The organism is Chryseobacterium sp. 1B4 (assembly GCF_036631475.1).
Lineage (GTDB): Bacteria > Bacteroidota > Bacteroidia > Flavobacteriales > Weeksellaceae > Chryseobacterium.
The window spans coordinates 90,010-116,975 of sequence record NZ_JAPNUF010000001.1 but is presented as its reverse complement, the minus strand read 5'-3'; the positions used below and the strand labels follow the sequence as shown (position 1 = coordinate 116,975).

The window sequence follows — 26,966 nt, the reverse complement described above, 5'->3', positions numbered from 1 at the left end:
GTTTTGGCTAAAGCCGATCCGATGCATACTATGGCTTATTTTATGAAAACGGGTTAAGCCCGTTCCTATGGAATAGTTATAATTTGTATGAGTTTTAATTCACCATAGATTACGCAGATTTCCGCAGATGATTATGTTAATTTACCTAATTGACAGTAAAGATAAACTGTAATTTCTGTATCGGCGATCTATGATTTATCATCTATAAAAAGGTCCGGAAAGAAAATCCGGACCTTTGAAAAGAATTTATGAAGTAAAATGTAAAAGCGTTATTAAAAATTATATCTCACCCCAAGCTGTGCCTGAAATCTTGATGCAAACTGATCAATGGTATAAGGTAATCCCGGTGTTTTGAAGTTGTAGGTAGGATCTCCTGCAGAAGGCTGTCCTGCTGCTACATTTCCTACTTTTGTTAACCCGACACTTGCTGTAGAGTTGAAAGTATTAGGAACAAAATATACTTTACCCCAATCTTTGTTCAGCAGATTAGTGAAATTAATGATACTCAATGAGATCTGAATATTATTCTTAGATTTCTTACTCAACCTGATTTCATCCATGATTCTGATATCCGCCTGAATATTCCATGGAGTAACATCTCCGTTTCTTTCCGTGAATTTACCTCGTCTGGATTTCAGATAGTCGTTACTGTTAATAAAGTTTTCGTAATCTGCAATCTGCTGCTGAGCCGTTACCACAACATTTCCTGAGGCATCTTTTATAGGGGCTATATATTTGGAAGCCTCTGCAGCATCTTTAAAGATATACGCAAGTCCGGCAACCTGTCCTGTATTGGCAATTGTACTGTTCACAAATCCCCATGAAAAAGGATTTCCTGATTGAGCATTAAAATATACATTGGTGTATAATCTGTTCATATCAGAAATATTAAAAGCATATCCAAGATTGGCCACCACTCTGTTTTTGATGGCGAAGTTAGATGTTGTGAGCTTCGGATCGTTAGGAGTAAGAGACTGGTTCATCTGCCAGTTACTTTCCATCGAGTTTCGGATACCGTTGGTAATGTCTTTAGCATCTCCGTAAGTGTAGGCTACAAAGAAATTAAATCCGAAATCATAAGACTTTGAAAGCTGTGCTGTCAAATTGTAACGATATCCTTCTTTTGTATTGGATAAAAGATAGGCATTGGAAAAATTACTGTTGATATTGGTGGTATAGACCGGCATTTCATGATTCACATCATAGCTGTAATACGTCACATTATCCGTTTTGTTCACCTGCTGGAATTTCAGATCATAAAGCACTTTCGTATAAATACCTTCTAAGGTTAATTTATATCCGGCAAAGGTATAATCGAAAGCTAAAGAGCTTCTCCACACTCTTGGCATTTTAAAGTTATTGTCAATAAGGTCTACCTGTACTTTTGAAGAATTCTGCCATTTCGGAAAATTGGCATTGTTCAGCGGATCTCCGTTGGAAGCGAGCTGTGCAGGTGTTGGTGCATTGTAATCATAACTTCCGAAACCTACCCCGTCATTGTAATAAGCATATCCTAACCATGCAAAAGGAATTCTTCCCACGAAAATACCTGAACCTCCTCTTAATACCATCGATCTGTTTTCTGTAAGATCAATGGTAAATCCAAGTCTTGGAGAGAACGTAGGCTTATTCAGATAGTTGTTGGTAAGCTGGCTTAGTGGAGTGTAATTATAGGTATTTCCATAGTTCGGGTCCTGAGGCGAATGGGTTACCAACGGGCTTAATTGTGGCTTATTCGGTAAATCTGTATAATCTACTCTTACTCCCGGTGAAAGTCTCACCCTTCCCCAATTGATCTCATCCTGAAGATATAGGGAAAGCAGATTCACCTTATATTGGGCATACGGATTATCAAAAAGCGTTTGTTTGCTGTCTCCGTTAAAAGGATATGTTCCTCTTATCCTGGCGGGAGTTCCGTTATAAAAATCATTCAGGCTTTTATAGGAGATTCTTCCGTTCAGAGCATTTACAAAACCGTAGTTAATATTGTATAATTCATTGTGAGTTCCCAACAGGAAGGTATGGTTTCCCTTCTTATAAGTAAGGTTGTCTGTAATTTCAAAAGTTTTCTGCTTCATATTGAAAACAGTAGCTTCCCTGTCATTACCCAGCAAGATTGTTCCGCCATTGTACGCAATTTCTACCTGTGGAAACATTGCATTTCCCGAAGTAGGATCCTGTAATCATGAATGGAAGAATAGCCTAAGACTAAATTGTTGCTCCATTGATCATTAAAACGGCTTTTCAGTTCGAGTGTAGTGGTAGATGCTGTATTTTCTGAACGAAATCCATGCTGGAGAATCTGAAGTTAGCTCCGTCTCTTTCCAGATTGGACGCCTGTGAAAATACAGTATTGTTTTTAATGGATAAAGTATGTTTGTCATTAATTTTCCAATCCAACTTATTGAAAAGTTTAGAGCTTTCAGAGAAGTTATTGTATTGGTTATAACTTCCAACATTGAATCCGTACTTATTGTGTACAAAGTCTGAAATTTGCTGGGCAACCTGTTCATTCACCAGTGCTCCCGGATCATTGGCATTATAGAAGACAGGATCTGTCCTTTTGGTATATTCCAGGTTTGTAAACAGGAATACTTTATCTCTTACAACCGGCAACCCTACTCTTCCTCCGTAGATAAAGTCTTCAAAATCCTTAGGCATCTTAGAATTATCCCCAACCCTGTTTCTACCGGTAATTGCAGCATTTCTTCCGTATGCATACATTGAACCTGTCACATCGTTGCTTCCGCTTCGGGTAACCGCATTAATACTTCCTCCAAGGAAATTCCCCAGTTTCACATCATAAGGCGCAATATACACCTGCACATCCTGAATAGCATCCAGACTTATAGAATTGGAACGGGTACTGCTTCCGGGCATTCCTGAAGTACCTGTCTGCCCTCTAATGAAGGACTGAATCCAATAGCGTCATTATTGATAGAACCATCAATAGTCACGTTATTATAACGGAAATTGGTTCCGTTGAAAGAGTTGTTGGCACTCTGGGGAATCAGCTTGGTAACATCCTGAATGCCGCGGTTGATATTCGGAAGACCGGAAATCTGGGCCTGGCTTATTCCGACTCCATATTTTGCTGTGCTCTTTTTAGAAGTGATTTTTACCTCATCAATTGTTTTCTCTTTACTTCCTACATCTACTACAGGTAAGTCGTTATTCCCTAAAGAAAGCTGCAGATTCGGATTTTCATAGATTACCTGTGATCCGTCAGATATTTCAATTTTATAAGGGCCTCCCGGCTGAAGATTATCTAAACTGAACTGACCTTTGCTGTTACTTTTCGTTTCAAAGGTACTATTGGTAGGAATGTGCACTACCTTTACTGTAACTTCGGAAGAAATTCCCTTTAATCTTCCAAAAATTTTAGAACTGGTTTCCTGTGAAAATGCAAACCCGAACGATAACAGAGCAAAAGCACAGATGATTTTTTCTTCATATTTTATTCGCTATAAACTTGGTGTAAAATTAGACCTAGTAAAAACGAAGTGTGGTAACACAGAATTAACATTACGTAACAGAATGTTTAATATTTCCTTAAAAAAACTTAATAGAAACTTAGTAAAAGTGTTAAAAAATTTTCTACATACAATGTAAAAAAACTATTCCTGGAGTATTTCAAAGGGGTTCAGTTTCTTAAAATTTTACAATCAATAATTTTTCATGTTTAATTACTTTCCATGGAAATCGTCAAATGCTCTGGGTTTTTTGGTTTATATTTGTGTTAATTGTTTAATACCAAAACTACAGATATGAAATTCGGACAAGTAGAAGACCCTTCAAAAATAGATTTCACATTACCTAAAGATCATCCCAGAACGAAAGAGATACTGGCTCTTAATAAAAAAGGACTGGAAAATATCTCTATCGGATGTGCCAAGTGGAATAAAACGGATCTCAAAGGGTTTTATCCCAAGGGAACTAAGGATGAACTGACCTATTATGCTACTCAATTTAATTCTATAGAACTGAATGCCACTTTCTACGGAATGCCAACACCGGATCAGGTAAAAACCTGGAAAGAAAAAACTCCGGCAAATTTTAAATTTTTTCCTAAGATCACCAATACGGTTTCCCATTTCAGAAGACTGATTGATGTTACCGATCCGGTGACTCATTTTGCTTCTGCTGTCATCAATTTTGATCAGAAGCTGGGAATGGCTTTCCTTCAGCTCCATGATAATTTTAAGCCTAAAGATTATGACAGACTGGAAAAATTCGTAAAAGAATGGCCAAAAGAGGTTCCTCTGGCTATAGAACTCCGCAATACGGAATGGTTTACTGATGAGGAAATTCTTAATACAACATGTGAACTTTTTGAAGCCCATAACATTACCAATATTATTGTAGATACTGCCGGAAGAAGAGATATGCTTCATATGCGCCTTACTACTCCCAATGCATTTATCCGTTATGTAGGAGCCAATGCAGAAAGTGACTACGAAAGACTGGATGATTGGTTGAAACACCTTACAAAATGGAAAAAAGAAGGCCTGCAGAATCTTTACTTTTTGTTCATCAGAATATTGAGAAAGCCTCTCCGTTATTATCCGCTTATTTCATCAGGAAAGTAAATGAGGAATGGGGAACTGATATTCATATTCCACAAATGGCAACTGAAAGTACCGGAACACTTTTTTAATATAAAGGGTTATTGTAAAAATAAAAATTTAAACAGGCTGATTTCAATTTATTTCACAAAAACAAAATTCCTTTTTCTTAACAAAAATTTCGTATATTAGAGTATAATGTATTTCACTAAACATTATAATTTAAAACATAAATCATGGAAAAAGAAATTTGTACAATCAGTATTGCCAATAACTGGCTGGGTGATGAATATATTTTTTATGAAAATCATACCATAAAAAGAGTATATGACAACCATAGTTTGAACTCCAATAAAAGCGAGTGGCTCAACCCTAAAGAAATCAGTAAACAGAATAAGGACAAACTTATCAAATCATGTCCCGAAGAATTTAAAGAACAGATCATGCAGATTCTGGATTATCCTTAACAAAAAGGCAAAAGGTAATGAGAATAAGAACTCATTACCTTTTTATTTATTCTTTCTGAGAAGCAGTACCAGATTGAGGAACAGAAGCAGGAAATCCAGTGTAATCCAGATCCCCAGTTTTGTATTCTCATAATTGTAGGCATCTACCTGTTTTTTGGCTGCATCAGAAAGTTTCATACTCTGATTAATATAATTCTGCACTTCAACAATCTGATCTATATTTTTATTCGGTACAGAATGTTGGGAAAAATACACAAGATTTTTCTTTCCGAGATATCCTGCAATCCAGTATTCATCGGATTTATCCATTTTCAGGTATTCTATTCTGTAATATTCCGGACGTATTTTTCCGATATGTTTCGGTTCAAGAGCCGTACTTTGATCCGTTTTGTTCACATTGATCAGGTAAAAATCCAATGTCTGGGGAAGTTTGTTCACCACCTGCAGCCCTACGGAATTATCCACAAATGCCACAGCACTTTTCTTAATAAACCAATAGGTAAAAACAGAAATTGAAAAAACGACTGTTACAATACGAAACAGCTTTGCCCACCTGGCCATACTTCCTGATCTGACCTTAAACAGGACCAAAGAAAAAACACAAGCCAGGAATATTATAAAAATAATGAGTGTCATATTGTACAAAGATACTTCTTCTCTATATTTTATCTATAGTTGTGCCCAATTTTCTAATCTACATTCCATTCTTTATAAAACTGGTCGAGGAAATTCAGCATGTAATCATGTCTTTCTTCGGCCATTTTTTTCCCTTTTTCAGTATTCATCATATCTTTCAGAAGCAACAGCTTTTCATAGAAATGATTAATGGTTGTTCCGTCAGATTTTTTATATTCTTCTTTCGACATTCCCAGTTTGGGTTTTATATCCGGATGATACATCAGATTATTTTTAAAACCTCCAAAGTTGAATGTTCTGGCAATTCCGATAGCTCCAATGGCATCAATGCGGTCAGCATCCTGTACAATCTGAAGTTCAATAGGCGGATTTACCGGAGCCTGGTCCCTGTTTTTAAAAGAAATATTTTCAATGACAAACAATACCTTCTGAATTATTTCCTCAGGAACATTCTGCTCTTCAAGAAACGTTCTGGATATTTTAGGAGCAATGGTTTCATCTCCATTATGGAATTTAGGATCTGCAATATCATGAAGAAGTGCAGATAATTCTACGACCTCTTTATCACAGTCTTCTGTTTCTGCTATTTGGGCAGCCAGCTTCCAGACCCTTTCAATATGGAACCAGTCATGACCGGCTTCTGCACCTTCTAATTTTTCTTTTACAAATGCTACAGTGTTGTTTATCGTACTTTTCATTTATCTGTCAGTTCATTTAAAATAATATCCCAGAGTTTACTGTTGTAACTTCTAAAAAAATTGATATGCCCTATTTCCTTTTTATCAGATTCTGAAACAGCTATCAGCCTGTAAGTGGGTTTAAGATTAGGATAGGTATTATTCAATAAGCTTAATACTCCTTTTTCTGTGAGCCATATGTCATCTTCGGCACGGATTACAAATACCTTTTGTGTCAAATTTTTTGAGAAGTTATCAATTTTTTCCAACAGCCTGTTGGTTGATTTTCTGTTTAAAATTAAGGTTCTCCAGTCATATGCGCAATTTTTGGGGAGACTTTCTCCAAGCCCGAACCAATGTGCCGGAAAATAGCCTAACAATGAAGTAGTTACTGGCTGTGCAATTCCAAACCCTAAATAGGCTTCCACTTTTGTTATTCCTCTAAGGTTTCCGACAAAAGCATTTTGGGTTCCTACAAAAACAAGTTCTTCAAATATTTCAGAATCTTTATTCATGCCCAGAATCAATGCTCCCACAGAATGCCCAAGGCAGTATTTTTGTATTCTTTAAAATTAGTCTTGATATATTGAGTGACGGCTTTATAATCTTTTGAGCCCCAGATTCTCATGGAACCATGAAACCCTCTCATATTCTTTGGTTTGGAAAGTCCTATTCCCCTGTAATCATAAGTAATCACCGTGAACCCCTGTTCAGCGAAGTAGCTGGCAAATGAAAAGTACACCTGCTGTTTTACTCCTGTTGCCGAATTGATCAGCAATAATTTCCCATTATCTTTCTGCGGTTTAAAGAGGTGGGCAGCCAGCATAATATCGTCTTCCGTGGTCAGTATTAGTTTTTCCATAGTATAAAAGAAAAAATCCACTATAAAAGTGGACATTTTACTTATCTTTTTATGTTAAGTTTCAGACTTTTGATATGTCGTAAATAGCTTTATGAAAAGAAATCTGAGATTCTCGGCAGTCCGGTCTGGGAACCTTTCCCTCCGGAGACTCTTGAAGAAACTTCATTCCCGAATTTCACACACTCCTCAATAGAATTCCCATGGCAAAGTGCGATAGCAAATCCTGAGGTAAATGCATCTCCCATTCCCATTTTATAAACGGTTTCATCCTTATCGTTTCTGTAATACTTCATCTCAGTACCATCAAAATAAATAGTGGAATTGGTATCATCTCTCACGAAAACTTTATTGAAATATTTTTTAAGGATGTCTTCTCTTTTTTCTTCCCCAAAGATAATGTATAACTCATTGCTTTTAGCCACAATAAAGTCGACCTTTTCTAAAATTTCTTCACTGACTCTCATTGCAGGAGAAGCATACAATCCTACTTTTTTCCCGTACTGTTTAGCTTTTTTAACGGTATGTTCCACTACATCCATAGAAACCTCAAGCTGTACCAATATAAGATCTGCGGTGTGAAAATATTTGTCAGCTTCATCTATATGTGATTTGCTGAGATATTTATTGGCTGCCGGTACCACCACAATGGCTGCATTCCCGTGGGAAGTTGTCACATAAGCAGTTCCTGTAGCTTCTTTATCTGTTTCATGAACAAATCCTACATTCACATTTTCGCTTACCAGATTTCTCATGATCTGCTGGCCAAGAGGGTCCATTCCAACACATCCGATAAAGTATACACTGGCCCCCAGTCTGGAAGTCCCTACCGCCTGATTGGCTCCTTACCTCCAAAATAGCTGTCTGACTTTACGGCCAGAACCGTCTCGTTAGGCAAAGGGAGTTTTTCGGTTTCGAGAACCAAATCTATGGATGAGCTGCCCACAACAATAATACGGGGTTGTTCTGATGAGAAATTCATTGTGTTTTGTATTAGCTTTAAAATTTATACCTTATAAAATTAAGTCTCTAAAATAACTAATTTTAATTTAACTTATTTCTATAAATTCAGTAATTATTTTCACCGGCAATTGATCTTTGTCATAAGCTATATAACTTGCATAAAATCCTTCTCCATATCCTGTTTCAAAAGCAAATATAGTTCCGGGATGTTCCTTTGCCGGTTTCAGAAAGGCATACTGATCTATGGCTCCGTTTTCATCAAAGAAATAATCATGGAAAAACTCTTCGTAGATTCCCATAAAATCACCTCCTTTATTTTGATACAGCCTTTGTTCAAGTTCATTGAGACTGTTTTGGGTATCAACATCCATGAAACATCCCATGCCGCTTTCTACAGGATATCCAAACACCTCTCCTTCTTCAAGGTCTTTTATTTGCTGCCCTGCTGTAGTGGCCAGTTTCCATTCTTTAACTTCAGAATTGCTGAATATAATTTCGGCATAAGCCACACAGTTGCTTTCTCTTTCTTTGTGCAGCATTACAGAGAAATCTCCCTTCGGAAATTCTGTAGTAAAAGGAAGCATATCATTGGTGATCAAAGGATCACAGGCTACCAGCTTTCCGCTCGAAAGATAAATCTTTCCTACTTCAAAACTTTCCAGTAACGGACTTTCCACAAAGTCTTTCGAGAATAGTTTTTTTATGTTTTCTATATGTGTCATTGTATTTATTCTTTTAAACCATCAGGCTGGATACAATTTTCATCTGTATCCAGCCTGAGATTTTGACAAATTTAGATTGTCTGTATTTTACAAACTTTTCAGTTTCTCTTCAAGGATCGCAATCTTATCCTGAGCATCTTTTTGTTTTTGACGCTCTACTTCTACGATTTCCGGTTTTGCATTCGCAACAAATTTTTCATTGGAAAGCTTCTTCTCTACAGAAACCAGGAATCCTTTCAAATATTTAAGCTCTTCTTCAGTCTTCGCTTTTTCCTCTCCCAAATCCAGGTTTTCACTTAGCGGAATAGAAACTTCAGTTGCTCCTACCAGGAATGTAAAGCTTGGTTTATCTGTTTTCTGTCCGAAGTGGATTTCAGAAACATTAGCCAGTTTTCTTACTACAGCTTCATTGGCAAATTCAGAAGCATTGGTATAAATTTCAGCAGCTTCTCTCGGCGAAATTCCTTTTGTCTGACGGTAATTCCTAACCCCTGAAATCAATTCTGCAGCAGTTTCAAAATTTTTAATAATGTTTTCATCAAACTGTCCTGCCTCTTTCTGCTGAGCAATCACCAAAGCCTCATCAACCTTCCTTTCTGAGATCATCTGCCATAATTCTTCCGTTAAGAAAGGCATGAACGGATGAAGCAACTTCATCAGCTCTTCAAAGAAATGGATGGTTTTGTTATAAACTTCTTTTGAAATTCCTTCTCCGTAATTAGGCTTAATCGCTTCAAGATACCAACCGCAAAAATCATCCCAAATTAATTTATAGATCAAATGCAGTGCATCGGAAATTCTGAACTTCTCAAACTGATCATTAATTTCAAAGATGGTTTTGTTCAGCTTATTTTCAAACCATTCAATAGCCTGGTTATCGGTAGCAGCAGCCGGTTTGTCTTCATGATTCCACATATTGATCAGACGGAAAGCATTCCAGATCTTTGTCATGAAATTTCTCCCCTGAAGCATTAAATCTTCATCAAAAAGAAGGTCATTTCCGGCAGCAGAACTCAATAGAATACCTACACGTACACCATCAGCTCCATATTTATCCATTAATTCAAGAGGGTCGGGAGAGTTTCCTAAAGATTTTGACATCTTTCTTCTCTGCTTATCTCTTACAATTCCTGTAAAATATACATTCTTAAACGGAACTTCTTTTCTGTATTCCAGCCCTGCCATAATCATTCTGGCTACCCAGAAGAAAATAATATCCGGTCCGGTTACAAGATCAGAAGTAGGATAATAATAATTAATATCTTTATTTTCCGGGTCAAGCAGGCCATCAAATACAGACATCGGCCACAGCCATGATGAGAACCATGTATCTAATGCGTCATCATCCTGTCTGAGATTTTCTGCCGTAAAACCTGAATTTCCTGTTTTTTGTCTCGCCAGTTCCAAAGCTTCTTCTTTGGTTTCTGCTACCACAAAATCTTCATCTCCTTCTCCATAGTAATAAGCAGGAATCTGCTGTCCCCACCAAAGCTGACGGGAAATATTCCAGTCACGGATGTTTTCCATCCAGTGTTTATAAGTATTCTTAAACTTCTCCGGATAGAACTTTACCTCATCATCCATTACGACATCCAAAGCCGGCTTAGCAATTTCAGACATCTTAAGGAACCACTGTACTGAAACTTTAGGTTCGATAACGGCGCCTGTTCTTTCAGAAGTTCCTACTTTATTGACATAATCCTCAGCTTTAAGCAAAAGATCTTTTTCTTCAAGTTCTTTAGCGATCTGTTTTCTTACATCAAATCTGTTTTTCCCTGCATAATGTAAACCATGCTCGTTAAGATTTCCGTCGTCGTCAAGAGCATCAATCATTTTCAGCTGATGCTTCTGTCCTATCTCATAGTCATTGATATCGTGTGCAGGAGTAATTTTCAAAGCTCCTGTACCGAACTCAATATCAACATACTCATCCTCAATAATCGGGATTACTCTGTCAACGATCGGTACAATTACATTTTTACCTTTTAAATGTGCGTATCTTTCATCATTCGGATTGATACATACGGCTGTATCCCCAAAAATAGTTTCAGGACGTGTAGTAGCTACTGAAAGAAACTCTTCCGAACCTTCAATCTTATATTTTAGGAAGTATAGTTTTCCGTTCTGTTCTTTAAATATTACTTCTTCGTCAGAAATATTGGTTTTGGCTTCCGGGTCCCAGTTGACCATTCTGTACCCTCTGTAGATCAGCCCTTTATTATAAAGGTCTACGAAACTTTTAATAACCTGCTGTGAAAGCTTGTCTTCCATAGTGAAGCGGGTTCTGTCCCAGTCACATGAACATCCCAGTTTCTTCAGCTGCTCAAGAATGGTTCCGCCGTATTTATTGGTCCAGTCCCAGGCATGAGTTAAAAATTCTTCACGGGTAATATCTGATTTATTGACTCCTTCAGATTTCAATTTAGCAACAACTTTAGCTTCAGTAGCAATTGAAGCGTGATCCGTCCCCGGAATCCAACAAGCATTAAACCCGCGCATTCTTGCACGACGGACCAGAACATCCTGAAGGGTATTATTCAACATATGCCCCATGTGTAATATCCCCGTCACGTTTGGCGGAGGAATGACCACGGTATATGGTGGTTTATCATTAGGCTCTGAATGGAAAAACTTATTTTCCAGCCAGTAATTGTACCATTTCTGTTCTGTTTCCTGTGGATTGTACTTTTCTGAAATCTGCATAAATTCTATTTCTTTGGCTTGCAATTTGCAAAAATAGTCTAAAGAAAAAAATTTTTAAGCATGAATTAAAATAATTTTTAACTTTGTTTCACAAAATTTATCTAACAAACATATTAACATTCAAGAATATGAAAAAACTAATTGCAGGAATTGCACTATTCGGGACATTTGCTCTTGCATCTGCACAAACAATTACATTTGATAAAACGACTTTCGATTACGGAACGATCAAGCCTAACGCTGATGGTACAAGATTCTTTACAGTAACGAATTCAGGTGATAAGCCTTTGATCCTTTCAAATGTAAAGCCTTCTTGTGGATGTACAACTCCTGAATTCAGCCAGGATCCTATCATGCCGGGTAAATCCGCTAAGATTAAGGTTGGATACAATACAGCGATCCCTGGACCTTTCAACAAAATGATTGAGGTTTTCTCTAATGACCCTGCAAACAACAGAAGCGTAATCTATATCAAAGGTAACGTAGATGCTAACGCTCCTGAGCCAAAAGTATTGACTCCTGCTGAGCAGAAAGAAGCTGCTAAAGCTGAGAAAAAAGCTGCAAAACTAGCTAAAAAGGCTGCTGCAAAGTAAGCTCTACTCAAAAAATAAAGGAACCGTCTCTATTGAGGCGGTTTTTTTATTACATTTATGTTGGATTAGATCACAGATGGTAGGAATAGTCGGCAGTAAATGTATTAGCATTGATCAATTGTTTAGGTTTTGGCTGAAATCCCGGGATTACTTAAATGGCTGGGCTAAAGCCCACCTCTATTGAATTTTAATAACATAATCTTTTAATCTTAAAAATATATGGACACCAATTTCTCAGATGACTTTAAAGTAAACGGAAAATTTTCAATAAAAAACTTCAACGTCCTATAAAGGGAAACTCACTAAAGAAGAAGGAGAACAGATGCTGATTCAGGAGAAAGAAAAGCTCCGTGAGCTGCAGGAAAAATTATATGCTGACGGAAGCCAGTCTCTGTTGGTCGTGCTACAGGCTATGGATGCAGCAGGAAAAGACAGTATGATAGAGCATGTTTTCGGAGGAGTGAATCCGCAGGGATGCAATGTGACGAGCTTTAAAACACCAAGCCCGAAAGAATATTCCCATGATTTTCTATGGAGGCATTACCTGGCACTGCCGCAGAAAGGCATGATCGGAATATTTAACCGCTCACATTATGAAAGCGTTCTTGTATGCAAAGTACATCCTGAATATAACCTGAGTGAAAAAACATGGTCTTCTGTAAAAGATTTTGACAGCAAATTCTGGGAAAACAGATATGAAAGCATCCGGAATTTTGAAAAACACCTTTCGCAAAACGGAACAACTGTGGTAAAAATCTTTTTGAACGTATCCAAAGACGAACAGAAAAAAGGCTTTTAGACAGAATTGACGAGCAGGAAAAAAACTGGAAATTCTCTGCAGGAGATCTTCCGGAAAGAGCATTATTTGATCAGTATATGGAAGCCTATGAAACAGCTATTAACGAAACCGCAAAAGAACATGCTCCATGGTATGTGCTTCCTGCTGACAACAAATGGTTTGCAAGAGTTGCTGCCATTCAGATCATTATTGATACCCTTGAAAAGATGAATCTTAAATATCCTACGCTTTCTGATAAGGACAGACAGGCATTGCAGGATTCTAAAAAACAATTGGAAAACGAATAAATTAGGTTGGAAGATGGAAGCATGAAAATGAAGATTTAAAATCATACGTTTAAAAAACTTCACTCTTTCAGCCTCTGACTTCCAGCTTTAAAAAAATCACGAGAAAATCTATAAGCCGGATTCTGTACTTCCTGAGAAGCGCCTGTTATTTATCTGCGTGTTACATTGCTGCAACACTTGAGCTGATTACCCCTCGGTTTTCAGGACGAGCCGCCCCTATTTTCATTACTGAAAAGAACCGATATACTTACCATTGCACCGCAAAGAGTTTACCTGGTTTCACTACAGCCGAACTGTACCTGCTTTCTGTTGCACTTGTCCTACCCTCACGGGTGACGGATGTTATCCGCTTTGCTGCTCTGTGGTGTCCGGACTTTCCTACCTCCCGTAAAACGGGAAATCAACAGGCCGATTTTCTCGCGGAGGCAAAGGTACACAAATTTTGTGGTAAAAAGCAAATGGTAAAACACCTAAAGATCTTAGTTCCGTGCAAACGATATTGATTGATCAATATTTTTTTCCGTTTTTTACCTTTTTACTATTTTACATGATAATTTTCCCTAATTACCAGTTTATTATTATCTTCGTGCCATTATATATCTATGGATTCCAGAGAAAAAGAATTTGCGCAGCTTATCAAGGATAATCAGGGACTGATTATCAAAGTATCGCGCCTGTATACCAATTCTCTGGAAGATGAAGAGGATCTTTTCCAGGAAATTGTGTTACAGCTCTGGAGAAGTTACGATTCTTTTAAAGGGAATTCTAAAATTTCCACATGGATGTACCGTGTAGCGCTCAATACAGCCATTACCCTCTTTAGAAAAAAGCAAAAGCCTACCTACGAATGAGCTGGACATCAACCACAGGGATTTTGTGGAAGATGATGATGAAAAACAGCAGCAGGTATCACTTTTGTATACTGTAATCAAGACTCTTCCTAATGTAGAAAGAGCCATTGTCATGATGTATCTTGACGATCTGCCTTACAAGGATATTGCAGAGAACCTCGGAATCACTGAAGTCAATGCACGCGTGAAAATGAACAGATTAAAGAAAACCCTTAAAGAACAGATGGAAAAATATGCCTGAATTTGATTTAGACAGCTTTAAGAAAACATGGCAGGAACAACCTGTACAGCATAAATATGACAACACTGAGATTCTTCAGATGTTGAACAGAAAGTCACGCAACTACGTGAAATACATTTTCTGGATCAGCGTCGTAGAATTACTTTTCTTTTCAGTACTGGGACTGTTTTACTTTTTCCCTGAAGAGGAATCGGACAGTTTCCGTAAAATGCTGGAAAGATTAGGGGCACAGGAAGCTCCTGAAGCAGAAAATAACTTTGGTCATGTTTATCTGGCTATAAAAATCTTAAGCTTACTGATCACAGCCTATTTCGTGCTGAAATTTTATCAGAATTACCGGAAAATAAAGATTGAGGAAAATCTGAAAGGACTTATTACCCGGATCATTAAATTCAAAACAACTGTCAATGCCTTTATTCTGATCAGTATTGTATTGCTGTTAATATTCACGTTTGTACTGGTCGCTTTTATATTTTATATATTGGATTCCCAGAATATACAGCCCAGCGGCTCCAACCTTACCATTATTATTGTTGGAATTGCCGTAAGCACATTGCTCGCAGTCTCTATGATCTGGCTTTATTACAGACTGGTTTATGGTACCATTATCAAAAAGCTTGATAAAAATCTAAAACAGCTTAAAGAAATAGATTCTCAGGAAAATTAATATCCATAGGCATAGTTCGGGATATAATTATTAATTTTATTCCACCAAATCTTAAACTATGCCCTTATCTTATGTGTATGGAACATCTGAGGTTCCATTATTAGGACAGACCATCGGAGCCAATCTTAAAAGTACTGTCGAAAAACATCCCCATCAGGAAGCTTTAGTCTGCGTTCATCAGAATTACAGAGCTACTTACCAGGAATTTTACAATCAGACAACAGCTGTTGCAAAAGCTTTATTGTTTTTAGGAGCAAAGGCAGGCGACAGAATCGGGATCTGGTCTTCCAACCGCTATGAATGGGTACTTTTGCAGTATGCCACTGCAAGAATAGGAACTATTTTAGTGAATATCAATCCGGCCTACCGGACTCATGAATTAACTTATGTGCTTAACCAGTCCGAAGTTCGTTTTATTTTCTCTTCTTTAAGTTTTAAAACCAGCCATTATAAAGAAATGGTTGAGTACGCAAAAGAAGTATGCCCAACCCTGGAACACGAAATATTCTTTGATGAAAACTGGGAACATTTTGTCAATAACGGACAGGAAATTTCTGATGAAGTGCTTCACAGTTTTGAAGAGCACGTACAGTTTGATGATCCTGTCAATATTCAGTATACCTCCGGAACTACCGGTTTCCCGAAAGGCGTTACACTTTCCCATCATAATATTCTCAACAACGGCTATTTTATCGGTATCAGATTAAAATACACGGAGAAGGACCGTGTCTGTATTCCCGTTCCTTTTTACCATTGCTTCGGCATGGTGATCGGAAATATATGCTGTACTGCCCACGGAGCCTGTATGGTAATCCCCAATGACAGTTTTGATCCGGAAATTACTTTAAAAGCTGTTTCGGATGAGAAATGTACTTCTCTGTATGGTGTGCCAACTATGTTTATTGCAGAATTGGCTGTAAAAGATTTTGACAGCTATGATTTTTCAAGTTTAAGAACCGGTGTTATGGCAGGTTCCGTATGTCCTCCGGAAATTATGAAAAAGGTGGAAAATCTGATGAATATTAAAGAAATGAGCATCTGCTACGGAATGACGGAAACATCGCCTGTATCTACCCAGACTTTAATAGGAACACCGCTGGAGAAGCAGGTCAGTACTGTAGGAACAGTTCAGGATCACCTTGAAATAAAAATTATTGATGAAAACGGCAGAACATTAAAGCGTGGTGAACATGGTGAGCTTTGTACAAGAGGTTACTCTGTCATGCTGAAATACTGGAATGATCCTGAAAATACTAAAAAAGTACTGGACGACGCCCGCTGGATGCATACCGGAGATATGGCCGTAATGGATAAAGACGGTTATATTACTATTTCAGGAAGGATAAAAGACCTCATCATTCGTGGCGGAGAAAATATTTCCCCAAAAGAAATTGAAGATTTTTTATATACTTATACCAACATTCTTGATGTCCAGATTATTGGTGTTCCCAGTGAAAAATTCGGGGAAGAAGTAATGGCCTGGGTGAAAGTGAGAAAAGGATTTACCATCACTGCAGAAGAGCTCCAGGAATACTGCAAAGGCAGAATAGCCCATTATAAAGTACCCAAATACTGGAAATTTGTAGATGAATTCCCCATGACTATTTCCGGAAAAATAAGAAAGGTGGAAATGCGGGAGATTTCGATGAGGGAACTAGGACTTGAAAATGTAAAACAGAACTGATCTCAGCAGAAAGGCGAAGAGGCAAAGGAAAGTTGAAAAACAAAAACTTCATCATCTTCATTATAACAGACAACAAAAAAGCATTTCATCTGAAATGCTTTTTTGTTTTTTATATTAAAGTTCTTTTCTTAACCTTGCTACCGGAATATTAAGCTGTTCACGATATTTTGCAATCGTTCTTCTTGCTATATTATACCCCTGTTCTTTCAGAATGACCACTAATGCATCATCTGTAAGCGGCTTTCTCTTATTTTCTTTATCAATAACTTCCTGAAGGTGGGTTTTGATCTCTTTGGTGGAAACTTCTTCCCCATCATCATTCGTTAAACTGTCTGAGAACAGATCTTTAAGATATACAATACCGTTAGGCGTATCTGCATATTTACTTTTTACTACCCTTGAAATCGTAGAAATATCAAATCCTGTAATATCAGCAACATCTTTTAAGATCATTGGTTTCAGAGATTTTTCATCTCCTGTGATGAAATAATCTTTCTGGAATTTCACAATGGCTGTAATCGTTTGCAGCAATGTATTCTGACGCTGATTAATGGCATCGATATACCATTTTGCAGCATCCAGTTTCTGTTTGATAAATAAAGCGGCCTGTTTGTGTTCCGATGAGTTTTTATCATGGGAATACGTTGTAAGGATGTCCTTGTATTCTTCAGAAACTCTTAAAGTAGGTGCATTTTTACTGTTCAGCATAGGAATTACCTGGCCGTCTTTTACCTGGATAACAAAATCCGGAATAATTTCCTGATTGATGGTAATCGTCTGTGTATCAAAGTTTCCTCCTACTTTAGGGGATAGTTTTGATATTTCATCCAAAGCATCTTTCAGATCATCTTCTTCAATATCGTATTTCTGGATGATTTTGTTATAATGCTTATTTGTCAAAGCTTCAAACTGATGTCTCAGGATGTTGGCAGCCAAAGAAACTGCCTTATCTGAACTGACTTTCTTTTCAATCTGTAATAAAAGACATTCCTGCAGTCCTCTTGCTCCCACTCCTGGCGGATCAAGTTTCTGAACATAATTTTCCAGGATATCCTCCACTCTTTCTTTAGTCGTGTAAATTCCCTGTGAGAAAGCCAGATCATCAACAATAGACTTGATCTCTCTTCTCAGATATCCGTCCGTATCTAAATTCCCGATAAGATATTCTGCAATCTTCAGATCTTCATCACTGATATTCACCAGATGAATCTGCTCTGTAAGATAATCATATAAGGACTGGCCTTCCGTTAAAAGACTCTCGTTATCAAATTCTTCATCATCCGGAGAGTAGTTGCTGGATGCGGTTTTATAGCTTGGTTCGTCATCATAGATATATTCATTGACGTCGAAATCTGTTTCAATGCTTTCTGTACCCTCATCCTGATAAGCGTCTTCAAGGGAAGAATAATCATCTTCCTTAGAATCTTCTTTCGCAATTTCCAAAGCTGGGTTTTCTTCTAACTCTCTTTCCAACTCCTCTTCAAATTCAAGAGTATGAAGCTGAATAAGCTTCATCAACTGGATCTGCTGAGGGGCCAGCTTTTGTCCTAATTTGAGTTGTAAGTGTTGTTTAAGCATATTCTTATTTACGTTTTAACATAACATATTCTACGAATTTAATAAATTTATTTGATAAAAAACACATTTAGCATGATTTTTGCATTACTTGTCTTAACATAATAAACTATTAAAGAATAAAAAAGCCTTAACTTGTGATTAAGGCTTTTTTTATGGTTCTAGAATTCAGCACTTTTCGGCGTTCTAGGGAAAGGAATTACATCTCTGATATTTGTCATTCCTGTTACGAAAAGAACCAATCTTTCCAGTCCTAAACCAAATCCGGCATGCGGTACAGAACCGAATTTTCTGGTATCAAGATACCACCAAAGCTCGTGCTCATCTACATGCATATCTGCCATTTTCTGTTTTAAAACATCTAATCTTGCCTCTCTCTCTGATCCACCGATGATTTCACCGATACCAGGGAAAAGAACGTCCATAGCTGCAACGGTTTTATTGTCATCGTTCAGTTTCATGTAGAAAGCTTTAATTTCTTTCGGATAGTCAAATAATACTACCGGGCTTTCAAAATGTTTTTCAACAAGGTATCTTTCATGCTCAGACTGAAGATCAGTTCCCCATTTTTCAACCGGGTAAGCAAATTTTCCTTTTTTATTCTCTTTAGAGTTCAGTAAGATTTCAATAGCTTCTGTATAGCTTACACGCTTGAAACGTTTTGCCACTACGTTCTTAAGTTTTTCAATAAGACCTTCTTTTGCTCTTTCTTTTTCAGGTTTTGACTTTTGTTCTTCTTCAAAACGCTTGTCTAAGAATTCAAGATCATCTTTACAGTTATCCAATACATACTGGATCACATATTTTAAAAAATCTTCCGCAAGGTCGATATTATCTTCAAGGTTGTTGAAAGCTACTTCCGGCTCAATCATCCAGAATTCAGCAAGGTGTCTTGTGGTGTTGGAATTTTCTGCACGGAAAGTAGGTCCGAAGGTATAAATTCTTCCCAATCCCATAGCTGCAGTTTCTCCTTCAAGCTGTCCTGAAACGGTAAGGTTTGTTTTTCTGCCGAAGAAATCCTGTGCAAAATCTATTTCTCCTTCTTCAGTTCTCGGCATATTGTTCAGATCAAAGTTGGTTACCCCAAACATTTCTCCTGCTCCTTCCGCATCAGCACCTGTAATAACCGGTGTGTTAATATAGAAAAACTGGTTCTGGTTGAAGAACGAGTGAACAGCAAAGCTTACTGCGTGACGCACTCTGAACACTGCTCCGAAAAGGTTTGTTCGGAATCTTAAGTGTGCCTGCTCACGAAGTTTCTCCAGACTGTGCTTCTTAGGCTGAAGAATTGTACTCTGAAGTTCTTCCGTAAAGTTATCCCCTAAAATAATAATCTTTTTAGCGATAATTTCCACAGACTGTCCTGCTCCTGGCTTTCCACCACTTCACCTACCACTTTCAGGGATGAAGCCGTACTGATATTCTTGATGATCGCTTCATCAAAATTTTCGAAATCAACAACTATCTGCAAATTATTAATCGTAGAACCATCATTAAGCGCAATAAAGCGATTAGCACGGAATGATCTTACCCATCCGTAAACTGTAATGTCATGATGTAATACTTTCTTGTAATCCTTCAGGATTTCTTTGATCGTTTGCTTTTTCATTTGTTGATGATAAATTTTTTATATAAAAATTAATGTCTGCAAAGTTACAAAAAAACAGCGCAACTTAATGATTGCGCCGTCTTTAAAAATCATTTAACAAGCATTTAAACTTTCAGTTCAGGAAATTTACCTTTTTCTGCTGCTCAATCTTTTTCATTGTAAGGATACATTTCCACTCAATATTGTCCTGAACTTCAAGATAAATCCGCATCTGACCGGAGTGAACCACTCTACATTATCACTTTTAGAAAGAATAAATTTTAATTTATTCTGAGTTTTCATGGAATTAGTTTTTATTTATTGAAATGGTTATTAGTTTTTAAGCAATAATTTCATGATCAACTACAGGCCAGCGAATCCAAATTAAACTATACTACACTTTTAAACACTTTTGGATGGATTCTGCGGATTTTGTTTTTAATTACTTTAATGATTTTTCAAATGATCACCACTCTTTTACATCTCTGAATTCTGAACAATTACCTCATTCTTTTCCTATTGTTTTTTTACTGGTTATCTTTTCTCACTTTTACCCGTTCGTTAATAATTTTTGTTATACAGTTCCTGACCTGATTCTTTAATTAACCGGCATTCTGGAACTGATATTTTGTAATGTGCACATACAAAATAAAACGTTGTGTTTTTACCTGAAGCAAAGATGCAGAAAAGAGGAAGAATGATACAAGTGAATGATATATAGATTCATAAATCTATATATTTAAAATCATGAATTTATAAATACAAACAAATAAAAATCAGCAAATTAAATAATTATTCCGCCATGTTTTCAATTTCTTTCAGATAGATAGAAAGAGGGGTACCGGTTCGTTTTTTGAATGCTAAAGTGAAGGCCTGCTCGTTATTATATCCTAGTTCTTCAGCGATAAATGGAATCTTATAAGACCTGAATTTTTTATCATTGGCCAATCTGTTGATGGCATAATCAATACGTAGATCATTAAGATAAGTGGCAAAGTTTTTTCCTTTGTAGGTATTGATAATTTCCGACAGATATTTTGAGTTTGTTTTTATTTTTTGGCAAGACTTCCAAGCGTAATTCCCTTATTCAAAAACTGATCTTTGTTTTCAAATATTTCAAGTTCTTTTAAAATGGTCTGGGCAATATCTTCGGAAATCGTTCTTGGTGTTTTGTCCTCAGCATGTTCTGTATTTTGTAACTTAGTGGCTTCAGGAAGAATTTCTTTGGCTTCCGGCATCCTGTTTTTTCCTACCTTGTTTTCATTAACAGACTGAATAAGGTCCTGGGCAATCTTTTTATAGTTCTTTTCGGATTTTTTATATTTAAAATAAACATTGATAAACAACAGGTGTGATATCAACAGAAGACTCAGTACAATATAAAATAAACTTTTTCTTTTTGTAAGCTCATTGGTAATGCTTTCTTTCTCCTGCTGCAGTTCCGGAGTATCATATCTTCTGGGGAGTTCTCTGGAAATATACCTGAACTGGGTATCCAGAACATGATCTACATTTAAAAACCGATCTACATAATACAGCTGCTTTTCTTTATCATTGTTTTCTTTATAATAATCGATCAGGTAAGTATATACATCTCTCAGCTCGGGATAAATGTAATTGGTTTTAAGAACCATAGAATCAATCTTCCGGAAATACTCTACCGCTTTCTCTTTTTTGTTGAGGCCAGCATAGGATTTCCCTAAATATAAAAAGGTATAATGATGGTTTCTTTCAGAACCGTTATTGTTTGTAAAGAAATATTTTTCACACTCCAATAAACCATCGATCGCTTTCTGGTATTTTTTTGAATGCAGATGATAATATCCTAACATTCCAAGGTTCTGGTGATAGCGGTAGACATCCTTATTCTTTTTAGAATCCAGCAAGCCTTCTTTTATAAGGATATAGGCAGAATCCATCTTATTGATTTCTATATATGCGTCCGCCAGATTCAACTTAAGGGCGTTCTTCTCATTCTGATTCATATAATCGGCATCATACGCATAATGTCTTAAAACCTTGGCTGTCTCCGCATGTTTTCCAATATAATTATTAAGATAGGCAATACTGATATGTGCCATAGCAATCTGCCTTTTATTTTTTTCTTTGGCATATTTCAGTCCTAAAATATAATTGTTCAGGGCAGCCTGAAGATTATCTGTTCTGAAATACAGATTCCCTTTAAGAAGATAGATTCTGGCCGGATACGTATTTTCTTTGGAATTTTTGGTGATATACTGTAAGCTGTCAAGATATTTTAATGCATTGGGCAGGGTCTCATCAAAATGAAGCATAACGTATCCTTCAGCAATCTGAGTAATGTTTTTTTCAGATTTTGCTTTTTTAAGATAACTTTCTGCAATACTTTTACCGTTCAGATCCCCTACATGGCTGCTATAGAATTCTTTTTCCAATTCTTTATAAGACCGCTTTTCAGGAGTATTTTTTTCTAAATTATTGGTTTGTGCATGAAAAAACAGATTTCCAATAATAAAAAACAGTATTAAACATTTTATTTTCATCATTCATCCGAGCTATATTACAAAAATATTATTTTTTCTTCAGTGCAAGTGCCATTGCTTTCGCTTTTTTCAACGTATTCATCAATATTTCCATTAAAATTATTTTCGATAAATATAAACAGAGAGTACAGGCTGAAAATGCACGCTCTTCAAAAATTATTTCCATTCTATTTTACCTTCCATATAATATACTCTTCCGTTGTTCTCATAGAGAAGATCATAGCCCTGAGAGGTCAGATAGAAATGACAGACTTTCATTTCATTGTTTCTATCGCTGAATTGAATCACTGCAGGGCACATTTTAGCGCGGTCCATTTTCTTCACCATCAGATTGAAGTTCTTCCGGATATTTTTTTTGCTATACAAGGACAGCATTCTGTCATCAATAAAACGGACATATTTCAAAGATGACAGAGGATAAGTAATCAACTTAAAGGACTGCCCTGCGAGCTTAGCAGCATTCTCATTGAAAAAATTAGTGATTGAAATACTGTCCTGGGTAATACTTTTCACCACACTTGATTCATATCTCTGCCCATCCGCAAATTCCATACTATAGATTGCTTCCATTTTAATGGCAAAACCTTTCCCGGATTTTCTTAAATCTGTCAGGTCTGTAAATTCTTTTCCCTTTTTAATGACAATCAAAACATTCCCTTCTCCAAAATCACAGTCATAATATTTTTTATAATCGAAAGGTTCTTCAATATTTGTTTTTAAGGTATCATTCATCGTATTTTGTGAAAAAATGCGTGCTGATAACATCAGTAAAAATAAGATCAGTTTATAATTTTTCATGGTTGGCTATTTAAGGGTTAAACTGATTTTGGTTACTCTCCTGCAGGGTCTTATTTACTTTCTGCTTCTTAAAATTCCAGTTGATAAGAGGAAGCTTTCTTTTCCCGTTCTCATTCCATCCGCCAATCTGTATTCCTCTGAAATCCTTACATTGATTATACAACCCGATCTGAATTCCCCGGCATTTCTGACCAATATTTGCCAGTGGCGCTACAGAAACACCTTTCATCTCATGATGCAGATTAAAAAACGGAGAAACAGACACCCCGTTCGTAACAGCGTAAGTATTTACATTACTGGAAACATTGATTTCCAGGCCATTGGTTACTGTAGGCTCCATATTGATCAGGGATAATTGCAACCCGTTAATCGTATTCATTTTCTCACGGGGAACAATTACATAACCACCATTAAGATTCCAATTACCCGGCTGGAGGGTGACAAGCATCAGCGGTGGAAGAAAAATCCCCATACAATTGAATCCCATTCCCAATCCGTTTACTTTCTTAGGTTTAAAATGATCTTCCTCATCAAAATATTTAAATAAAATCCCGTTGACATTCCGGACATTCTTTGAGGGTGAAGCTGCAATTAATCTTGGCTTCAAAGAATCAACCTTCAGACTGTCTGATGCGTATGTCAGACCATGGACTAAAAGAACTGCTGTTACTAAAATTCGTGTTTTCATAATTCGTTATTTTAAAATTACAGTTCAAAATTATCGGCAGAAGGTACAGTTCCGAATGTGAAAAAAAATTAAAAAATGTCCAGTTTGCGAAAATCACAAATATGCAGATGACGAAATGAAGTGTTAACTAATATAAGCGGGCTGGAAGCGGGAAGAAAGAGTCTGGAAATTATTTTACATGATAAACAGTAATAATGATATAAATCCTATTGATGTTGTAAACGGCTATTTATTTTTTCGGCTTTCAAATACTTCCCTTCTCCCAACTTCCATCTTCCAGCCTTTAAAATAGAAAATCAAAAACTTTCTCCACAAAAAATGCTACATTTGTGAAAATCACAAAACTATGCATCAGGAAGCTCTATTGAAGGAAATCCGAAGAAAAATCGGTGAGAAATCTTTAAATGATGAGATTGCCAACATTCTTAATATCAGCTATGATGCAGCCCACAGAAGAACTTCACTGAAAGCAAAATTCAGCTTTGAGGAAGCACTGGAGCTTGCCGGATATTATCAGATCTCACTGGATCAGTTTTTGGGAACAGAAAACCAGTTGGTTGTCAAAAGAACACAGCCTGTAAAAACCACAGAAGACCTTTTGAATTACTTTGAAAACTCTTTAAAGATTCTGAATGTTTTTCAGAATATCGCTGATTCCAAAGTATTTTACTCTGCAAAAGACATCCCTTTTTCTATACCATTTCAGATTCCATCCTCTCCCGTTTCAAGTTTTATGTCTGGATGAATCTGCTGAATCAGGATAAGTTTTTAAATCCCTTCCATGAATTTACCATGGAATATCATTCTGTAAAAAACGAGATGCTGAAAGATCTTTACGAGAAACAAAACGTAACGGAAATCTGGAATGACACTACCATTATGAGCGCCCTGAGGCAGATTTTGTTTTATAATGAAATGGGATTACTGAAGAAAAATGAAGCAGATCTTATCCTGGATGATCTGAAAAAATTATTAGAAAGCCTGGAAACTAAAACACTGGAAAAAGCTAACTTTCAGATTTATGTGAATGATTTGGTCATTTTAAACAACAGTATTTTATTCAAAAATGAAGAACAGTGTTCTTTTTGTCCCTTTCAGTATGTTCGGATATATGATGACCAATGACAAAATAACCTGTGAAGATTCACTGAGCTATTTTGAGCATCAGATCAAAAACTCAAAATCTCTGAATGAATCCGGAAACCGGGAAAGGAAAATATTTTTTAATAAAATGTATGAACAGATTGACCGGTTAAAACAGAATATATCATGAATACTCTTCGGAACGGTGAATATTTTGGGGAAACCAATCAAATGGTCAGTTCAGATGGATGGACAATTACTGATACGGAATATACCCATCCCTATGTAGACTGGCATTATCATGAGAACGCTTACTTTACCTTCCTGCTTCAGGGCAATATGACGGAAGGGAACAGAAAAGAAACTTATTGCTGTTCTGCGGGAACTTTACTGTATCACCAATGGGAAGATCCACACTTTAATAGTAAACCGGATATCTTTACAAGAGGCTTTCACATAGAGATCACCCAGGATTGGTTTGACCGGTTTGACATTAAGAAAAATAAAGCCGAAGGCAGCTTTACTATAAAAAACCTGGGCTTAAAGCTATTGGTCTGGCAGTTATTCAAAGAAACCAAAATAAATGATACTTCTTTTGAATCCTCCGCCAATCAGCTTCTATTACATCTTTTCAGCGAACTGACCCAAGAAAAAGAAAGCAAAGAAAGAAAACCTGTCTGGGTAAATCAGATCAATGAGATTTTACATGAGAACGCTGCTGAAAAGCTTACCCTTACCGGAATTTCAGAAACCCTGAATATCCATCCTGTTCATTTAAGCAGAGATTTTCATAAATATTTCCATTGCAATCTTGGAGAGTATCTCCGGAAATTAAAGGTCAATAAATCGGTCAAGCTTCTCCATTCTCCTTCTTCTTTAACGGATATTGCGCTGGAATGTGGTTTTTCGGACCAGAGTCATTTTATCCGGTGCTTTAAAGAAAACCTCGGAATCACCCCTTTGAAATACAGGAATCTTCTGAAAAACCATTAAGATCCTGCCGGATCAAATCATCATTCACGATTTGGATACATCATTCCCCGATTCGGCTACATTTTCCTCTTTCTGACTTTCCATCTTTGTACCATCATTTAAACAAAAAAATATTTAAAATGGAAACAAAAAAGTATGGTTCGTGACAGGAGCTTCAAAAGGTTTAGGATTCGAGTTGGTAAAGAAATTATTATCCGAAGGGTTTCAGGTTGCTGCAACCAGCCGTACCGTTGAATCCCTGGTCTCTTCAATCGGAGAAACTTCAGAAAACTTCCTTCCTCTCAGCGTCAATATTACAGACAACAACGATATCAAATCTGCTATTGAAAAAACAGTTTCTCATTTTGGAAGACTTGATGTAGTGGTTAACAATGCAGGCTACGGACAGATCGGAACTCTTGAGGAGCTTACCGACGAAGAAGCCAGAGAAAATTATGCAGTGAATGTTTTCGGAACATTAAACGTGATCAGAAACGCGATGCCTTACCTCCGTGAGCAAAGATCAGGAAACATCTTCAACATTTCATCGGTCGGCGGATATTCAGGAAATTTTCCGGGCTGGGGAATTTACTGCTCTACAAAATTTGCCGTTGCCGGATTTACGGAAGCGCTGGCGGAAGAGGTAAAAGACTTCGGAGTTCATGCTACCGTTGTTTATCCCGGCTATTTCCGTACAGATTTCTTAAATAAAGATTCTGTGAGAACCCCTTCAAATCCTATCCAGGCCTATGAAGCAGCAAGAAGCTCCGAACAGGCACACCTTAATGAAATCAATGGAAACCAGCCGAATGATCCGGTGAAAGCCGCTGATGTTCTGATCCGGATCAGCAAAGAGAAAAATCCCCCAGTACATTTATTATTAGGGGTAGGAACCATGGAGTTTCTGAACAATAAGATTGATATTTTAAAAAAAGATGCTGAGAAATGGGAAAATCTGACAGTTTCAACCGCCATTTAACTTTACTATGATATTCTTCGGCTCTGCTTAATCAAAACAGAGCCGAA

Annotated in this window: 17 protein-coding genes, 1 other RNA gene and 7 pseudogenes; 11 read left to right on the top strand and 14 right to left on the bottom strand. The window is 36.9% G+C overall.

The genetic code is table 11. From position 1 onward, the window contains the following. Positions 1–272: 272 nt before the first annotated feature. Positions 273–3,461: pseudogene (locus OWR28_RS26715) on the bottom strand (TonB-dependent receptor). Positions 3,462–3,767: 306 nt separating this feature from the next. On the opposite strand from OWR28_RS26715, the pseudogene OWR28_RS00710 reads away from it, so the two are divergent. Together OWR28_RS00710 and OWR28_RS00705 are read left to right on the top strand one after the other, a co-directional pair. After that, a pseudogene (locus tag OWR28_RS00710) lies at positions 3,768–4,657 on the top strand (DUF72 domain-containing protein). Between the two features lie 144 nt (positions 4,658–4,801). Next, positions 4,802–5,032: a hypothetical protein gene (locus tag OWR28_RS00705; RefSeq protein WP_002977020.1), complete on the top strand. Its 231-nt coding sequence runs from the start codon at positions 4,802–4,804 to the stop codon at positions 5,030–5,032. A 42-nt stretch (positions 5,033–5,074) separates the two neighbouring features. Here the strand turns inward: OWR28_RS00705 and OWR28_RS00700 are convergent, their stop codons facing one another. From OWR28_RS00700 to OWR28_RS00675, 6 genes and pseudogenes are all read right to left on the bottom strand, one after another. Further along, positions 5,075–5,593, bottom strand: a complete 519-nt coding sequence (locus OWR28_RS00700; protein WP_332385068.1) for a hypothetical protein — start codon at positions 5,591–5,593, stop codon at positions 5,075–5,077. Positions 5,594–5,721: 128 nt separating this feature from the next. Then, positions 5,722–6,366 carry an HD domain-containing protein gene (locus OWR28_RS00695; protein WP_332385067.1) on the bottom strand — a complete coding sequence of 215 codons (645 nt, stop codon included), beginning with the start codon at positions 6,364–6,366 and terminating at the stop codon, positions 5,722–5,724. Beyond that, a pseudogene (locus OWR28_RS00690) lies at positions 6,363–7,207 on the bottom strand (alpha/beta hydrolase family protein). Before OWR28_RS00690 ends, OWR28_RS00695 begins: the two are co-directional and overlap by 4 nt. 89 nt (positions 7,208–7,296) lie before the next feature. Continuing rightward, positions 7,297–8,186: pseudogene (locus OWR28_RS00685) on the bottom strand (ribokinase). Between the two features lie 67 nt (positions 8,187–8,253). Then, a complete protein-coding gene (locus OWR28_RS00680) occupies positions 8,254–8,889 on the bottom strand; it encodes a DUF4241 domain-containing protein (protein ID WP_332385066.1) in 636 nt (211 codons plus the stop codon). Between the two features lie 87 nt (positions 8,890–8,976). After that, complete coding sequence (locus OWR28_RS00675) at positions 8,977–11,592, bottom strand: valine--tRNA ligase (RefSeq protein ID WP_332385065.1); 2,616 nt, start codon at positions 11,590–11,592, stop codon at positions 8,977–8,979. A gap of 128 nt (positions 11,593–11,720) precedes the next feature. Here OWR28_RS00675 and OWR28_RS00670 point away from each other — a divergent pair, with 128 nt between their 5' ends. Together OWR28_RS00670 and OWR28_RS26710 are read left to right on the top strand one after the other, a co-directional pair. After that, positions 11,721–12,185 (top strand): DUF1573 domain-containing protein, encoded by a 465-nt coding sequence (locus tag OWR28_RS00670; RefSeq protein WP_002977002.1) that lies wholly within the window; start codon positions 11,721–11,723, stop codon positions 12,183–12,185. Between the two features lie 322 nt (positions 12,186–12,507). Continuing rightward, positions 12,508–13,271, top strand: a pseudogene (locus OWR28_RS26710) (PPK2 family polyphosphate kinase). Between the two features lie 95 nt (positions 13,272–13,366). Here OWR28_RS26710 and rnpB read toward each other — a convergent pair. Then, positions 13,367–13,691, bottom strand: an RNA gene (rnpB, locus tag OWR28_RS00655) — RNase P RNA component class A. Positions 13,692–13,873: 182 nt separating this feature from the next. Here rnpB and OWR28_RS00650 point away from each other — a divergent pair. The 3 genes and pseudogenes from OWR28_RS00650 to OWR28_RS00640 all read left to right on the top strand — a co-directional run bounded on the left by OWR28_RS00650 (position 13,874) and on the right by OWR28_RS00640 (position 16,714). Then, positions 13,874–14,363, top strand: a pseudogene (locus OWR28_RS00650) (RNA polymerase sigma factor). After that, the gene (locus OWR28_RS00645) at positions 14,356–15,030 is read left to right on the top strand and encodes a DUF8845 family protein (RefSeq protein ID WP_002976996.1); all 675 of its coding nucleotides are present in this window, start codon (positions 14,356–14,358) and stop codon (positions 15,028–15,030) included. Before OWR28_RS00650 ends, OWR28_RS00645 begins: the two are co-directional and overlap by 8 nt. A 58-nt stretch (positions 15,031–15,088) precedes the next feature. Further along, positions 15,089–16,714, top strand: coding sequence for an AMP-binding protein (locus tag OWR28_RS00640; protein WP_332385062.1), 1,626 nt, complete (start codon positions 15,089–15,091; stop codon positions 16,712–16,714). 114 nt (positions 16,715–16,828) lie between these two features. Here OWR28_RS00640 and rpoN read toward each other — a convergent pair whose 3' ends face one another. From rpoN to OWR28_RS00610, 6 genes and pseudogenes are all read right to left on the bottom strand, one after another. Beyond that, positions 16,829–18,292 carry an RNA polymerase factor sigma-54 gene (gene rpoN / locus OWR28_RS00635; protein ID WP_002976989.1) on the bottom strand — a complete coding sequence of 488 codons (1,464 nt, stop codon included), beginning with the start codon at positions 18,290–18,292 and terminating at the stop codon, positions 16,829–16,831. Between the two features lie 158 nt (positions 18,293–18,450). Beyond that, a pseudogene (asnS, locus tag OWR28_RS00630) lies at positions 18,451–19,898 on the bottom strand (asparagine--tRNA ligase). Between the two features lie 771 nt (positions 19,899–20,669). After that, on the bottom strand, positions 20,670–20,897 hold the full coding sequence (locus tag OWR28_RS00625) for a helix-turn-helix domain-containing protein (RefSeq protein ID WP_332385083.1): 228 nt from the start codon (positions 20,895–20,897) through the stop codon (positions 20,670–20,672). A gap of 29 nt (positions 20,898–20,926) precedes the next feature. Continuing rightward, complete coding sequence (locus OWR28_RS00620) at positions 20,927–22,291, bottom strand: hypothetical protein (RefSeq protein WP_332385061.1); 1,365 nt, start codon at positions 22,289–22,291, stop codon at positions 20,927–20,929. A 264-nt stretch (positions 22,292–22,555) separates the two neighbouring features. Further along, positions 22,556–23,197, bottom strand: coding sequence for a hypothetical protein (locus OWR28_RS00615; RefSeq protein WP_332385060.1), 642 nt, complete (start codon positions 23,195–23,197; stop codon positions 22,556–22,558). Positions 23,198–23,207: 10 nt separating this feature from the next. Continuing rightward, positions 23,208–23,885: a hypothetical protein gene (locus tag OWR28_RS00610; RefSeq protein WP_332385059.1), complete on the bottom strand. Its 678-nt coding sequence runs from the start codon at positions 23,883–23,885 to the stop codon at positions 23,208–23,210. Positions 23,886–24,231: 346 nt separating this feature from the next. Between OWR28_RS00610 and OWR28_RS00605 the strand changes: the two genes are divergently transcribed. The 4 genes from OWR28_RS00605 (at position 24,232) to OWR28_RS00590 (ending at position 26,919) form a co-directional block, all read left to right on the top strand. Further along, positions 24,232–24,630 (top strand): helix-turn-helix domain-containing protein, encoded by a 399-nt coding sequence (locus OWR28_RS00605; protein WP_332385058.1) that lies wholly within the window; start codon positions 24,232–24,234, stop codon positions 24,628–24,630. Continuing rightward, complete coding sequence (locus OWR28_RS00600; protein ID WP_332385057.1) at positions 24,627–25,010, top strand: hypothetical protein; 384 nt, start codon at positions 24,627–24,629, stop codon at positions 25,008–25,010. The genes OWR28_RS00605 and OWR28_RS00600 overlap by 4 nt, the downstream gene beginning before the upstream one ends. A gap of 144 nt (positions 25,011–25,154) precedes the next feature. Further along, complete coding sequence (locus OWR28_RS00595) at positions 25,155–25,961, top strand: AraC family transcriptional regulator (protein ID WP_332385056.1); 807 nt, start codon at positions 25,155–25,157, stop codon at positions 25,959–25,961. Positions 25,962–26,103: 142 nt separating this feature from the next. Further along, complete coding sequence (locus OWR28_RS00590; RefSeq protein ID WP_332385055.1) at positions 26,104–26,919, top strand: SDR family oxidoreductase; 816 nt, start codon at positions 26,104–26,106, stop codon at positions 26,917–26,919. Positions 26,920–26,966: the final 47 nt, after the last annotated feature.